The following is a 13701-nucleotide window of genomic DNA, read 5'->3' on the forward strand; positions in this document are numbered from 1 at the left end:
CAGGTGCGCATGACGAACGAGAAGACGAACTCCGTCGGCAGGCTCGGCTTCGGACTCGACTGGCAGTACCGGGACAACTACCCGCAGAAGATGCCCGACCTGTGCGCCAAGTACGCCGGCCGGCTCAGCCACCTGTCCTGTGTCTCCCTGCCCAGCGCCGCCGACGCGCGGACCTTCATGGACGAGTGCGCCGGGGACCTGCCCGTGGTGCACCACCTGCCGGGAGTGGCCCCCGCCGCGCCCGGCGGCCCGAATCTGGAGCTGTTCACCCGCCTCGAAGCGGTGAGCGACGTCCTGGGCGCCGTCTGGACGTGCGAGGACATCGGCCTGTGGTCGATCGGCCCGTACCCGCTGCCGTACTTCACCCCTCCGCTCTTCGAACGCGAGGTCGCCGACCACGTCGTCGACGGCATCCGCCGCATGCGCGAGGTGAGCCGCTACCCGTTCGTGCCGGAGATCCCCTCCTGCACCCTCGCGGCCGGCCGCATGAGCCTCGGCGAGTTCTTCCACCGCGTCACCGACGGCGCCGACTGCGACCTGCTGCTGGACGTCGCCCACGTCTTCTCGTACGCCGTCGCCGTACGGCGGTCCTACGAGGACGTCCTGCGGTCGCTGCCCCTGGAGAGGGTGGTGGAGATCCATGTGGCGGGCGGCTACATCGACCCGACCTTCGACAACCGGTACCTGGACACCCACAGCCACGCCGTGACGCCCGCCGTCATCGACCTGCTCCAGGAAGCGGTCGCGAACGCGCCCCGGTTGCGCGCCGTCACCTACGAGATCGGGGTGGGCCTGGGCGCCGAGGAACTGGACAGCGACTTCGAGCGCATCGAGGGCCTGCTGGCCGAGGCCGACTGGACGCCGACCATCGCCCGCCCCTCCGACCTGGCCACGGCAGGTACCGCATGACGGACGCGAACGGGCCCGCGACGCCGCCGTGGAGCGCGCTGACCCCGGAACCGGACCGCACCGCCGGACTCGGGGCGGGCGTACGGATACTGGTCGTGTCCGACGGCACCCCCGCGCCCGCTGACGCCCCGGCCGACCCGCACACCGAACGGGTCGCCGAGCTGTGCCGGCAGCTGGCCGGCCGGGCGGAGCTGGGCTACGCCACGGCCGCGCACCTGAAGTCCCGTACCCTCGCCGCCGATCTGCGCGCCATGGTCACGGCGGACGGCGGCTGGGACATCGTGGCCATGCCGTGGTCGTCACCGGAGCCCGACGCCGAACGGCTCGGGGTCCGGCGCGCCTTCGAGGAGGTGGCCCGGGACCCGGCCATGCCGCTGTTCGTCGCGGCCGCCGGGCACGACGGGCCGGGACGGCTCAGGTTCCCGGCCTCCTGCCCCTCGGTGCTGGCCGTCGGCGTCGGCTCCGGCGACGGCGGACCGGCGGCGTACTGCGGCACCGACGGCGTGGGCCGCAAGCCGCAGCTGCTGGTCCCCGACACCCTGTACGCCACCCGCTCCTCGGCCGGGCCCGATCCGATGCGCGGCACCTCGGCCGCCGTCGGCGTCGTCGCCGGTCTCGCCGCCGGGCTGGCCGGCCTGCTGGGCCGTGACGGGCGCGCTGTCCCCTCGGCGGCGCTGCGCGCCGCGCTGCTGGCCTCGGCCGGGCCGGGCGGAGCGGTGGCGGACGCGCCGCTGACGCGGCGGCTGACCGCCGGCGGCCCCGGGCCGTCCTGCCTCCGCCTGTCCCGGGCGGTCACGCGGCTGCGGGCCCGCACCGATGGCACCGCCGTGCGGATCGCGGTCGTCACCGCCGGGGCGGAGGAGACCGTCAGCGGGGACGGCGCGCCGCTGTGGCTGCCGCGTGCCGCCGGACTGTCGGTGTCCGTGGCGGGCGCCGGCACCAGCCGGCGGGCCACCGGCACCGGATGGCTGGTGCTCGACGTCCCGCCCGGCGCGGAGGGCGAGATGGTGATCACCGTCGAATGCCCCGAAGCGGCCACCGCCTTCGTGTCCGTCGGCGGTGCCGACACCGTCGAGGAGACCGAGGAGCGTGCCGGCGCCGTGGAAGAGACCGAGGAGCGTGCCGACCAGCCCGCCGGCACCGCCCCGGCGGCCCGGCGCGCCGAGCGGACCCGCGCGGACCGTCCCGTCATCCTCGGCCTGTCGGCCAGCCACGACGCCTCCGCCTGCCTTCTGCGCGACGGCACCCCCCAGGTCGCCGTGCAACAGGAGCGGGTCACCCGCCGCAAGCACGACGGCGCCGGCCACCTCGCCTCCCGGGCGGCGGCCGACTACTGCCTCACCTCGGCCGGCCTGCGCGCCGACGACGTGGACGTGTTCGCCTTCAACGCGCAGCCGCTGCTGCCGGGTTACGTGGGGCTCTCGGTGCCGTCCGCCGCGCAGGCGTTCGACCTCTTCGACCCGTTCGACGAGCGCGCCGTCTACGTCTCGCACCACCTCGCCCACGCCTTCTCCGCGTTCTGGGGCTCCCCGTTCGAGGAGGCGGTGGTCGCCGTCTGCGACGGCTCCGGCGGCTCCGTGCTCGGCGCCGACGACCTCCTGGTCGACGGCCCCGGACTGCGCGCGTACCTGGACCGGAAGACCGAGGACCGGCTGCCCCGCGTCCACGTCTTCTCCGTCTACCACTTCGACCGCGACGGCTACCGGCTGCTGTTCCGCGAGTACGCCGACTCCTTCAACGTCCGCGTCGGCTCCTCCTCGATCGGCGAGACCTACGCGGCCGTGAGCCAGTATGTCTTCGGCGACTGGCAAGAGGGCAGCGGCAAGCTGATGGGCCTCGCGCCCTGGGGCAAACCCGGCAACGCGGGGCCGAGCTTCCTGGAGCCGGGCCCCGACGGCCTGCCCCGCTTCCGCGACGACTGGAAGGACGCCTACCGCGCCCCCGGCTCCGGCCGCCCGCTGGACCATGCCGACCTCGCGGCCCGGATCCAGGCCGACCTCGAGGAGGCACTGGTGGCCCGCATGCGGTACGCCATGTCGCTGGTGCCCGGCTGCGGCAACCTCGCCTACGCGGGAGGCATCGCGCTCAACTCCGTGGCCAACGACCGCATCGCCCGTGAGAGCGGTGCCGACCACCTCTTCGTGTTCCCGGCGGCGAGCGACGCCGGGGTCTCGCTGGGCGCCGCGGCCGCCGCGCACTTCCGGCTCACCGGCTCCACCCGGCGTGAACGAGGCGAGTTCAACGACTACCTGGGCCATCCCTACACCCAGGACGACCACGACGCGGCCATCCGGCTGGTCGGTGACCGGGTGGTCGTGGAACCGCTGTCGGCGGAAGCCGTCGCGGACCGGATCGCCGCGGGCGAGGTCATCGGCTGGTTCCAGGGCGGCTCGGAGTTCGGGCCCCGCGCGCTGGGGCACCGGTCGGTCCTCGCCGACGCCAGGAGCCGGGACACCTGGGACTTCATCAACGCGCACATCAAGTTCCGGGAGGACTTCCGCCCGCTGGCGCCGATCGTGCCCGAGGAGGTCGCCGCCGAGTACTTCGACCTCGACGAGCCGTCGCCGCACATGCTGCGGGTGGTCCCGGTCCGGGAGAAGTACCGCGAGCGGCTCGCGGCCGTCACCCACGTCGACGGCACGGCCCGCGTGCAGACGGTCTCGCGGACGGCCAACCCGCGCATCCACGAGCTGCTGCACCTCGTCGGTGAACGCACCGGCTTCCCCGTCCTCGTGAACACCTCGCTGAACCGCCGCGGCGAGCCCATGATCGAGACCCCCGGCCAGGCCCTCGACATGCTGCTGGGCACCCGGCTGAGCGCCATGGTGCTCGGCGACCGGCTGGTCCGCCGTGCCCCCGAGCACGAGGCGCCGCTCTCCCTGCGCTCCCGGATCGTCCTCGCCCCCGGCGTACGGCTGGGGTGGGAGCAGGACGCCGAGGGCAGCCGGCTGCGGATCACCGGCGGCGCCGAACCGGGCGGCCTCGAACTGCCGGTGTGGGCCTTCACCGCCTTGTCCCAGGCCGGGCCCGGCCGGCCCCTCGGCGCCTACCTGCCGAACTGCCTCGAGGGCACGCAGACCAGCACCGACACGGCGCTGGCGTTCCTGACCGCGCTCCGCGCCCGCTGCCTGCTGGTGGTCACCCGGGAGACACCGCATGACTGACCTGGACAACGGCCCTGCCGCGCACGCCCTGGCGTGGCTGGAGACCATGACCGACGACCCCGCCATGCTGCCGTGCGGCACCTCCCACCGGTCGGTGCCGGCCGCCGAGGCCATCGCCCGCGTCTGGCCGCTGCGCCACCGGCTCGGCATCAGCCGGGTCGCGGACCTCACCCCGCTCGACGTCGTCGGCATCCCCGTCTTCAGCGTCACCCGGCCGAACGCCCGCACCGGCCAGATCACCCTCTGCCAGGGCAAGGGCAACGCGCCCGACGAGGCCCTCGCCTCGGCACTGTTCGAGGCGCTGGAACGGCACTGCGGCTCCCTCGCCCGGCCCGTCCTGACGGCCGCCCCGGCCGAGCTGCGGGCCATGGGCCGGCCCCATCTGGGCGCCCCCGACCTGGGCCTCGCCGAGCTGCCCGACGACCAGCCGCTGGAGTGGATCGAGGGCCGGGACAGCGGGGACGGGAGTGCCGTGCTGGTGCCCGCCGCCGAGGTGATCTTCCCGTACACGGCACCGCCCGGCTGCCTGCGGCCGGTGCGCCCGAGCACCACGGGCCTGGCGTCCGGCGCCACCCTGAGCGAGGCGGTGCTGCACGCCCTCTACGAGGTCGTGGAGCGGGATGCCACCTCCCGCTACCTCCACGGCGGGCCGGGCCGGCTGGTCCCGCTCGACACGATCACCGGCCCCGCCGAGTCGGAGCTGCTGCTCAAGTACGCCAAGGCCGAGATCGACACCGTCGTGGTCGACCTGACCCACACCACCGTGCTGCCCACCTTCGCGGTGTTCCTCTCCGACCCGGGCGCCCACCAGGCCCACCTGGCGGTCTCCGGATTCGGCGCCCACCCCAACGCGGGCGTCGCCCTGCGCCGGGCTCTGACCGAGGCCGCCCAGGCCCGTGCCACCGCGATCCAGGGCAGCCGGGAGGACCTCGACCGGGTCGCCGACGTTTACCGCGCGGACCCCGCCGCCCAGCGGTCGGCGTTCCTGCACCGCGCCATACGGGCCAGGGCGGAGGGCGTCACGGACTTCCGTACGCTGCCCGACCCGCCGCCGCGGTCGACGCGCGCCGCGCTGCGGCACGTGGCCGCCGCGCTGGAGGCCGGCGGCTACGACCGGGTCGTGCACACCGACTTGACCATCGCGGAACTCGGCCTGCCCGTCGCCCATGTGGTGGTGCCCGGCATGGTCGACTCCGTCGTAGAACCCCTCAGGAGCCATCGTGTGGCCCATCAGCCCGTCCAGGCCTAGGCCCGTCGTCTTCGGCGCGGCGTCGGTACGCTCGCTGGACCCCGCCCTGCTGGCGGCGGTGGACCTGCGGCCCCCCGTCCGCCGCGGCGACCTGCTGCCGCTGCTCGACGAGAAGCCCGGCACCGTCGTCCTCGTCGACGGCCTGTTCGGCGGGACGATGGCCGTGACGCCGACCGAGTGCCGGCAGCTGATGGACGCCGGCTGGACCCTGGTGGGCTGTTCCAGCATGGGAGCCCTGCGGGCGGCGGACCTGTGGCCGCTCGGCGCGATAGGCATCGGAGACATCTTCACCCTGTACCGGCTGGGCACCCTGACGTCCGACGCCGATGTCGCCGTCGCCCTCGATCCCGACGACGGCCACCGCGAACTGACCGTCTCCACGGTCCACGTGCGGGCCGTGCTCGCGGCGGCCGTCGAGGCGGGCCTGCTCGCCCCCGCCCGGCGGACCGAACTCGCCCGTGCCGCCGAGGACATCCACTGGACCGAGCGGTCCTGGACGGCCTGCCGGGCGGCGTGGAGCGACCTGGGGATCACCCCCACGGTGCTCTCCGCCATCCTCCGGCTCGGCCGGGAACCCCGGCTGCATCCCAAGGTGCGCGACGCCGACGCGGCCCTGCGCGCGGTGCTGGCGCGTGACTGGCTCGGCGACCAGGCCGCGGAGGGCCGCCGCTGCCCGGCCTGTCAGGAACCTCTCGCCGCGGGCGTGCTGTTCTGCCCCACCTGCGTCTCCGAGGCACACGAAACCTGCCTGTGAGGCAGGGCCCGCCCCGCGGCGGGCCCGCCCCGCGGGCCACGAAGGGAACCACCAGGGATGCTGACGACCATCGCCCGCCGGCTCGGGATCCGCACCACCGGGCCGGCCGAGCGGAGGCTGCTGACCACTGTCGCGATCGACGCGACCGGCGGCGGCCTGTTCCTGGCCGGTGCGACGCTGTTCTACTCGCGGGTGGCCGGGCTGTCCGCCGGGCAGATCGGCATCGGGCTCTCCGTGCTGGGGATCGTCGCGCTGGCCGCGACCCTTCCCAACGGCCTCCTGGTCGACCGGATCGGCCCGCGGCACGCCCTGATCGTGCTGCACGTGTGGCGCGGGGTGTGGTGCTGTGCGCTGGCCTTCGTGCACTCCTTCTGGCAGTTCCTCGCCGTGCTGGTGCTGCTGGGGCTCGCGGAGCACGCCGGAATGCCGGCCCTCCAGGCGTACGTGGGCTCCGCGTTCGGCGACGCCGAGCGCGTCGGCGTCATGGCCCGGGTGCAGGTGCTGAAGAACACCGGCTTCCTGGTGGGCGCCCTGCTGGCGGCGGTGGCCGTGGGCAGCGGGACGGACGCGGGCTACCGGATGCTGCTGCTGGGCGACGGGCTGTCGTTCTTCGTCGCCGCCGTGCTGATGACGACCGTGCGCAATGTGGGCGGCGGGCGGCGAAGGGGCGAGCGGCACTCGCCCCTCGCACCCCTGAGGAACCTCAAGTTCCTCGTGCTGACCTGCTGCAACGGTGTGCTCCAGCTGAACCTCTCGGTGCTGGTGATCGGCATGCCGCTGTGGGTGACCCGGGCCACCGAGGCGCCCGAGGCCGTGGCTCCGCTGCTGATCGCGGTCAACACCGTGATCGCGATCTCGCTCCAGGTCCTGCTGAGCCGGGGAGCCGAGACGGTGCCGGGGGCCGGCCGTCACATGCGCCGGGCGGGGCTGTCGTTCGCCCTGATGTGCGGGACGCTGATCGTGGCGTCCTGGACACCGTCCGCCCTCGCCGCGGCGCTCATGGTGGCATCCGTCGTCCTGCACACGCTGGGCGAGATCTGGCACTCCTCGGGCGGCTGGGGGCTTCAGTTCGCACTGTCGCCCGAGGCCGAGCGCGGCAACTACGCCGCCGCGTACAGCCTCGGTCCGACCGCGGAAGGGATGGTCGGACCGTCCCTGATCGCCGGCGGGGTGGTGGCCGCGGGCTCGGCCGGCTGGACGGCCCTCGCGCTGCTCTTCCTGGCCGCCGGGCTGGGCGCGCACACCGTGGCCCGGCGGGCCGTCCCGGGACCCTCGGCGGGCGTCAGCCCGACGGCGGACCGTCGTGCAGAATCCTCTGGAAAAGACGGTGATCTCGCCATTCCCCATTGATGTGCAGATAACGGGGGGCCATGCCGATCGGCTCGAAACCGTTTTTGCTCAGCACGCGTTGTGACGGCGCGTTGTCGAGGAGCGTGGTGGCCTCGATGCGGTGCAGGCCGATGGCGCGGGCCGCGCGGCAGACGCTCGCCACCCCCGCACTGGCCAGCCCCCGGTTCTGCTGGTCGGCGGCCACCCAATAACCCAGATAGGCGCTGCAGAAAGGCCCGAACGCCATTCCCGAGAGGGTGATCGTGCCGATGATGGCGCCGTGGCTCTCGAAAACCCAGGGCACCGCACGCTGTTCCGTGAACTGCCTCAATTGCTCACGGATGCGTTCGGCCTGACCTTCGACCGTGAAGAAGCTGTCGGGGCGACGGGGTTCCCACGGAGCCAGATGATCCCGGTTCGCGGCATACGCGGAATACAGTGCCTCCGCGTCGCCGAGGGAAACGAGCCGCAACCGGATCCCGCCGGGCAGCACTTCGTCAGGAATGATCATCCGGTCACTCTAGCGTGTACAATAGATGGGCATCGACGAGGGCTTGGCAGAGTTCCAGCCGCTCCCGCTCGCCCAACTCGGCGGAAAGTTCCTCGGGCGTGAACTCCGTGCGCCCCGCGATAAACCGCATGGCTTTCTCGTGGCTTTCCGGCATGGCGACACTGCGGCGGCCGAGGACCGCGTACAGGCGCCGGGTCGCCGGCTGCGAGAAGAGCGCGCACGGCACCGTCTTCCGCCGCCGCAGCGGTGTCGTGTCCAGCACGCCGAGAATGCCGAGAGCGGAGTCCGTCTCGAAAGCGCCGGGAATCCTGTCCGTGAGCTGGGTCAGGAAGGTGCGCAGATGGGCGGAGCGCACCTGCTCGGGCTCCTGCTCCGCGAGGGCCGCCCGGACCTCGGCCAGGAACCGCCCGGCCGCCTCGTCGAGCACACCGCCGTCGTGCGGCCAGCCGGCGGGCAGCTCGGCGTCCAGCAGCTCCGCGGGGAGGCTGTCCTCGACGAGCTGGGTCAGCGTGGTGCGCAGGACCTCGCGCCAGGAATTGGACTCGACGCTGATGGTGACATGTCCCGACCGGGCGCTCAGGGTCTGTGCCCGGTGCGGCGTGCCCTTCGGGAGATACAGCACGTCACCGGGGCGCAGCAGCAGTTCCTCGGTCTCGTCGGGGGCGGTGTCCGCGATGCCGTGCCGCCGTTCCCACGGCGTCGCGCCGACGTGCCACTGCTTCTCGCCGAACGCCTGGAGCACGAAGACGTCATGCGGATCGGAGTGCAGCCCGAACCCCTGGGACGACACCGGCGTGAGATAGATGTTCGCCCGGCACCGCCGCCCCAGGGCGAGTTCGAGGGAACGGCAGAACTCGGTCAGCGGCGGGTGGTACCAGTGTGCCGACTGAAGAATCAGGGTCGCGCCCGCGCGCACGGCGGCGGTGACCTCCGCCGCGCTCGCGACGCCCCGCGTCAGCATCTCGAAGAGATGCTCGTTCTCCGTCATCTCGTGGTCGACGGGGCGCGGATAAATCTCCCGCATCGACCGGAGATACGCCTTGCGCGGCAGAATTTCCCCCTGCCGCACAAGGCGGATCATATCGGCGCGCAGCAGCGGCTGGCTGGTGAGCATCCGGTCGATGTCACGCACGCTGATGAGATCGTCGGCCGGTATTCCGCCGGTCGTGAGACGGACGCGTTTTCCCCAGACATCGGCGATGAAGGCTTTCTCATCACCGGTGCAGCGGCGGAGTCCCGCCGTGTCGACCGGCAGCATGCGCGCGATCTCGTCAACCGACCCCGAGTCCCCGGAAATCGGGACCAAAGGATCCTTTTCCCGGCGCAGTGCCGCGGTGTTGATGATCTCGATCCCAGGCATGTTTCGATCGCTGTTGACCACGCGGTAACCGTACCTCGGTGCCGTACGCCTTTCCAGCCCCGGTCCCGGGATTCCCCTTTGCTTTCCGGGGGTCGGAAAGGGCGGCCGTCAGGAGCCGGTGGGATACGGCAGCAGCCCCCGTGCTATCTCCTCCCACGCCTTCTTCAGCTCCGCCAGCAGGTCCGGGCGGTCGGAGGCCAGGTCGGCCTGTTCGCGCAGGTCGGCGGCCAGGTGGTAGAGGTGGTCGGTGCCGGTGGCGTCCTGGTAGTACTTCCAGCCGCCCCGGCGCAGCGCCCGGTTGCCCCGCACCCGCCAGAACAGGTCGCGTTCGGGCAGGGGTTCGCCGCGCAGCAGGTAGCCCGCGAGGCTGGTGCCGTCCAGGGGGTGGGCGGGGTCGGGGCGGGCGCCGCCGAGTTCCAGCAGGGTCGCGGTCCAGTCGGGGGAGAAGTTCGGCTCGTGGCTGACCTGGTGGCCGTCGATCCGGGCCGGCCAGCGCAGGATGGCCGGCACCCGGATGCCGCCCTCCTGGAGACCGGCCTTCTGACCGCTCAGCGGCCACTGGTACGACCAGCGCTCACCGCCGTTGTCGCTGGCGAACAGCACCAGCGTGTTCTCCTCCTGCCCGGAGCGGCGCAGCGCGGCCAGCACCTCGCCGACGGCCGCGTCCAGGCTCTGCACCATCTCGGTGTACTTGGCGACCGAGCCCCCGTCACGGTGGTTGAGGGCCGCCGTGGCCTGCGCCGGTGTCCTCGCCGCCCGGACCCGCGCGGCGATCTCCGCGCCGGTCTCCGCGTCGCCCTCGGCCAGCCACGGCCAGTGCGGGGTGGTGAAGTTGAGGTTGAGCAGCCAGGGCCGGCGGTGCCTGCGGCCGACGTACTCGACGGCCCGCTCGGTCAGCACGGTGGTGTAGTAGCGCAGGTCGCGGTACTCGGCGTCGCCCTCGTACAGGTCGTAGTCGCCGAGCTGGCCCAGCTTGGAGAAGTACTCGAGGACCCCGCCGAAGTTGCCGAAGAACTCGTCCCAGCCGGACTTGGTGGGGCTGTAGTCGGGCAGCCAGCCGCAGTGCCACTTGCCGATGAGGGCCGTGTCGTAGCCGGCCTTCTTCAGCAGGGAGGCGAGCGTGGGGTGGTTCGGGTCCAGGCCCTGGGACCGGTCCGCCACCGGTTCGGCGAGGCCGCCCTCGGTACGGCCCGGGTAGCGGCCGGTGTAGAGGCTGAAGCGGGTCGGCGAGCAGGTCGCCGAGCCGGAGTAGGCGTCGGTGAAGCGCACGCCCTGGCGGGCCAGCCGGTCCAGGTTCGGGGTCTTGATGTGCGGTGCGCCGTACGCGGAGAGGTCGGCCCAGCCCAGGTCGTCACCGAGGATGACCAGGAAGTTGGGGCGGGGCCCGGGAGCGGCGGCGGCGCGGGAGCGGAAGGGGTGTTCGGCGGGGGCGGCCTGGGCGGGCGACGCGGCACCGGTGACAGTGGAGACCGCGCCGCCGCCGAGCAGACCGCCGAAGGCACGGCGGGACATGTCGGACATGCGGGATCCTCGAAACGGCCGTGCCCCGGGACGGGGCACGGCGGGGGGAAGGAGGGAAGAAGAAGGGGAACGAGGGTGCGGGTCAGCGACACAGGGCGCTGGACTGCCGGCACAGATCCACATGCCGCCGTGCCACGAGCGCGATGCGCGCGTAGGTGTGTTCCGTGGCAGGCCTCATGATCACAGGACGGTGCCAGGAAGGCGCGCGCGCCGTCAAGACACCGTCCGGCAGGCGGGATCACGGCACCCCCAGCTCGAACAGGGCGTACCCGGCGTACGAGCCGGAGGCCAGCGCCGCGATGCCCAGCAGCGTGCACAGCACCGACAGGCTCAGCCGGCGCAGCGCGACCGCGAGCGGCACGAACAGCGGGAAGCAGGGCAGCAGATAGCGGGAGATGTTGGCGACGATCTGCTGGCTGCCGAGGACCAGGACCAGTGTGATCACGGTGTACAGGACCAGCACCGCCGGCGGGCGCAGCCGCAGCAGCAGCGGCAGCAGCGCGCAGACCAGCAGGATGACGCCGACCGAGATGACGTCCGTGAACGGGTAGGCGAAGAGGTAGTCGAACTTGCCGACGGGCACGGACGTCAGCACGTCCAGGGTCTGCTTGCCGTAGTCGAAGCTGTGCGCCCAGGCACCCGACTGGAGCTTGAAGTAGCCGCCCAGGTCGCCCATGCGGTTGCCGACCCACAGCAGATAGCCGAGGAGCCCGAGCGGGGCCAGGGCCATGGCCAGCACCGGGCGCAGCACCCCGTCCTCCCGGCGGCGCAGGGACAGCAGCGCGGACACGCAGAGCGCGGCGATGAGCGCGCCGGCGGTGGGCCGGTTCAGCCCGGCCGCGAAGGTGAGCACCCCGGCGGTGAGCCAGCGCCGGGCGAGCACGGCATGGCAGGCCCAGGCCGCCAGGGCCACGTACAGGGAGTCGGAGTAGACCGCCCACTCCACGCCCGAGCCCGGCCACACCGCCCACAGCCCGGCCGCCGCGAGCCCGGCGCGCCGGCCGCCGAACCGCTCGGCGACGGCGTAGATGCCGAGGGCGGCGGCGAAGGAGGCGACGATGGAGACCAGCAGCCCGGCGCCGTAGGAGCCGAGGCCGGTGACCGACGAGGTCCCCCGCATCAGCGCCGGGTAGAGCGGGAAGAACGCCGCCGAGTTGCCCTCCAGCGTGATGAGGCCTGTGGCGCCCGGGACCGGGACCAGCTTCGGGTCGTAGCCGTGCAGCGCGATCTGCTGGTACCACCAGCCGTCCCAGGTGGCCAGCACGTCCCAGGCGTGCGCGCCGCCGCCGAACCGGGGGTGCTTGGTGCGGTAGTCCCCGGTGGAGGACAGCAGGTACATGAAGGAGCAGAAGCCGGCCAGCTTCAGGGTGCCGAACAGGGCGAGGACCGGGCCGTGGCGGCGGGCGGCGGCCCGCAGCCGGGAGTCCGGCGCGGCCTCGGTGTCCGGCGTCCCTATGCCGGGCAGGGTCGCGGTCACCGGACCACCGGCCCCGGGCGGCGGGCCAGGGTGCGCCGCATCCGGACGATCCCGCGCAGGTCCGCCAGCGCGGTGGCGACCAGGTCCACGCTGCTGTCCGGGTCGTCGACCCAGTCCACCGGCACCTCGTGGATCCTGAGGCCCGCCCGCTCGGCGAGCACCAGCAGCTCGGTGTCGAAGAACCACTCCCCGTCCCGCACCAGCGGCAGCAGCCGCTCGGCCGTCTCGCGCCGGACCGCCTTGAAACCGCACTGGGCGTCGGAGAAGCCCACTGCGAGCGTGCAGCGCAGCAGGACGTTGTAGCAGCGGGAGATGACCTCGCGCTTGGTGCCGCGCACCACCCGCGACCCCGGTGCCAGCCGGGTGCCGATCGCCAGGTCGGAGTGGCCCGAGATCAGCGGGGCGACCAGCGGCAGCAGCGCGGCCAGCCCGGTGGACAGGTCCACGTCGAGGTAGGCCAGCACGGGCGCCCGGGACCCGGACCAGGCGGCCCGCAGGGCCCGGCCCCGGCCCTTCTCCGGCAGCCGCAGCGAGGTCACCTCGTCCAGTTCGGCGGCCAGCCGGGCGGCGATGTCCGGGGTTCCGTCGGTGCTGGCGTTGTCGGCGATGGTGATCCGGAACGGATAGGGGAAGGTGTCCCGCAGATGTGTGTGCAGCCGCCGGACGTTGGGCTCGAGGTCCTTCTCCTCGTTGTACACCGGCACGGCCACGTCCAGGACCGGCTCGGCGGCCTCGTGGGCCGCCGGCAGCGGGGCGGGCCGGGGTATCCGGCGGAAGGCCGGCTTGCCGGCGGGCTGCCGGCTCGGCCGGCTGGATCGGATGTGCGTCACATGAACCCCGTTTGTCTCTGGTCGGTCGGGTGTGCCGGGGGCACACCGGGGCGGGCGGAGGGTCGAGGGCTAGCCGGTGGCCGTCGCCGACGGTGTTCCGGCGGGCTCGGTCACGGGCGTGGTGGCCGGTGGCGTGGTACCGCCGTGGTCCCGGCCGGTGGCCGTGGCGAACTGCGGCTCGTGGGTGGCCGTGGGCGGCAGGGAAGTGCTCGAGGTGTCTTCCGGGGGCGCGGAGTCGGCGGTGTCCGTCGGCGTCATGGACGGCGAGGACGGCGTGTGGTCCGGTGACCGCGACGGCGGCTCGGACACCGAGGCACCGGGTGCCGGCGTCGTGGTCGGCGTCGGCGCCGGACTGGACGCGGGCCGCGGCGGCGCGGCCGGGCGGTCGTCGGTGGGGCCGTGCGGCCACAGCGTCAGCGCCAGGCCGAGCCCGGCCCCCGCCAGCACATAGCCGGCGGCCCGGCGCGCCGCGCGCGCCCGGCGCCGGGCGCGCACCCCGGCGCGCAGCGCCTCCCGGTGCCGGGGCTCGAAGGGCACCGGCTCCGGGTCCTGCCGCAGCAGCCCGGCCAGCCGCCGTTCGAAGTGGTCCATGTTTCT

The 13701-nt window shown here is 73.3% G+C and carries 11 protein-coding genes and 1 pseudogene; 5 read left to right on the forward strand and 7 right to left on the reverse strand.

The features are described from left to right. Positions 1-9: 9 nt before the first annotated feature. From IE251_RS33115 to IE251_RS33135, 5 genes are read left to right on the forward strand one after another with little or no spacing between them, the layout of a single operon-like run. Positions 10-909 carry a multinuclear nonheme iron-dependent oxidase gene (locus IE251_RS33115; protein WP_189756641.1) on the forward strand — a complete coding sequence of 300 codons (900 nt, stop codon included), beginning with the start codon at positions 10-12 and terminating at the stop codon, positions 907-909. Then, positions 906-4073: a carbamoyltransferase C-terminal domain-containing protein gene (locus IE251_RS33120; protein WP_189756642.1), complete on the forward strand. Its 3168-nt coding sequence runs from the start codon at positions 906-908 to the stop codon at positions 4071-4073. Before IE251_RS33115 ends, IE251_RS33120 begins: the two co-directional genes overlap by 4 nt. Beyond that, on the forward strand, positions 4066-5322 hold the full coding sequence (locus IE251_RS33125; RefSeq protein ID WP_189756643.1) for a YcaO-like family protein: 1257 nt from the start codon (positions 4066-4068) through the stop codon (positions 5320-5322). The genes IE251_RS33120 and IE251_RS33125 overlap by 8 nt, the downstream gene beginning before the upstream one ends. Continuing rightward, entirely contained in the window at positions 5294-6076 is a 783-nt protein-coding gene (locus IE251_RS33130; protein WP_189756644.1) for a TfuA-like protein, read from the forward strand. Before IE251_RS33125 ends, IE251_RS33130 begins: the two co-directional genes overlap by 29 nt. A gap of 57 nt (positions 6077-6133) precedes the next feature. Beyond that, positions 6134-7426: an MFS transporter gene (locus IE251_RS33135; protein WP_189756645.1), complete on the forward strand. Its 1293-nt coding sequence runs from the start codon at positions 6134-6136 to the stop codon at positions 7424-7426. Here the strand turns inward: IE251_RS33135 and IE251_RS33140 are convergent. From IE251_RS33140 to IE251_RS33165, 7 genes and pseudogenes are all read right to left on the reverse strand, one after another. Continuing rightward, a complete protein-coding gene (locus tag IE251_RS33140; RefSeq protein WP_189756646.1) occupies positions 7359-7916 on the reverse strand; it encodes a GNAT family N-acetyltransferase in 558 nt (185 codons plus the stop codon). The genes IE251_RS33135 and IE251_RS33140 overlap by 68 nt on opposite strands. A gap of 4 nt (positions 7917-7920) precedes the next feature. After that, positions 7921-9297 (reverse strand): cupin domain-containing protein, encoded by a 1377-nt coding sequence (locus tag IE251_RS33145; RefSeq protein WP_189756647.1) that lies wholly within the window; start codon positions 9295-9297, stop codon positions 7921-7923. A gap of 87 nt (positions 9298-9384) precedes the next feature. Beyond that, positions 9385-10797, reverse strand: coding sequence for a sulfatase family protein (locus tag IE251_RS33150; RefSeq protein ID WP_189756648.1), 1413 nt, complete (start codon positions 10795-10797; stop codon positions 9385-9387). 82 nt (positions 10798-10879) lie between these two features. Beyond that, complete coding sequence (locus IE251_RS42210; protein ID WP_350969273.1) at positions 10880-10975, reverse strand: putative leader peptide; 96 nt, start codon at positions 10973-10975, stop codon at positions 10880-10882. Between the two features lie 60 nt (positions 10976-11035). Beyond that, positions 11036-12274, reverse strand: coding sequence for a putative hexosyltransferase (locus IE251_RS33155; RefSeq protein ID WP_189756649.1), 1239 nt, complete (start codon positions 12272-12274; stop codon positions 11036-11038). A 20-nt stretch (positions 12275-12294) separates the two neighbouring features. Continuing rightward, positions 12295-13041, reverse strand: a pseudogene (locus IE251_RS33160) (dolichyl-phosphate beta-glucosyltransferase); the annotation flags it as partial. A 132-nt stretch (positions 13042-13173) separates the two neighbouring features. Next, a complete protein-coding gene (locus IE251_RS33165) occupies positions 13174-13695 on the reverse strand; it encodes a hypothetical protein (RefSeq protein WP_189756650.1) in 522 nt (173 codons plus the stop codon). Positions 13696-13701 lie beyond the last annotated feature (6 nt).

The sequence above is a fragment of the Streptomyces eurythermus genome (genome assembly GCF_014649115.1).
In the GTDB taxonomy this organism is placed as follows: domain Bacteria; phylum Actinomycetota; class Actinomycetes; order Streptomycetales; family Streptomycetaceae; genus Streptomyces; species Streptomyces eurythermus.

What these genes read in the sequence shown, in the direction of transcription:
- IE251_RS33150 (WP_189756648.1), bottom strand. Translation starts at nt 10,797, where the DNA reads ATGTCCGACATGTCCCGCCGTGCCTTCGGCGGTCTGCTCGGCGGCGGC.
- IE251_RS42210 (WP_350969273.1), bottom strand. Translation starts at nt 10,975, where the DNA reads ATGAGGCCTGCCACGGAACACACCTACGCGCGCATCGCGCTCGTGGCA.
- IE251_RS33125 (WP_189756643.1), top strand. Translation starts at nt 4,066, where the DNA reads ATGACTGACCTGGACAACGGCCCTGCCGCGCACGCCCTGGCGTGGCTG.
- IE251_RS33115 (WP_189756641.1), top strand. Translation starts at nt 10, where the DNA reads ATGACGAACGAGAAGACGAACTCCGTCGGCAGGCTCGGCTTCGGACTC.
- IE251_RS33140 (WP_189756646.1), bottom strand. Translation starts at nt 7,916, where the DNA reads ATGATCATTCCTGACGAAGTGCTGCCCGGCGGGATCCGGTTGCGGCTC.
- IE251_RS33120 (WP_189756642.1), top strand. Translation starts at nt 906, where the DNA reads ATGACGGACGCGAACGGGCCCGCGACGCCGCCGTGGAGCGCGCTGACC.
- IE251_RS33165 (WP_189756650.1), bottom strand. Translation starts at nt 13,695, where the DNA reads ATGGACCACTTCGAACGGCGGCTGGCCGGGCTGCTGCGGCAGGACCCG.
- IE251_RS33135 (WP_189756645.1), top strand. Translation starts at nt 6,134, where the DNA reads ATGCTGACGACCATCGCCCGCCGGCTCGGGATCCGCACCACCGGGCCG.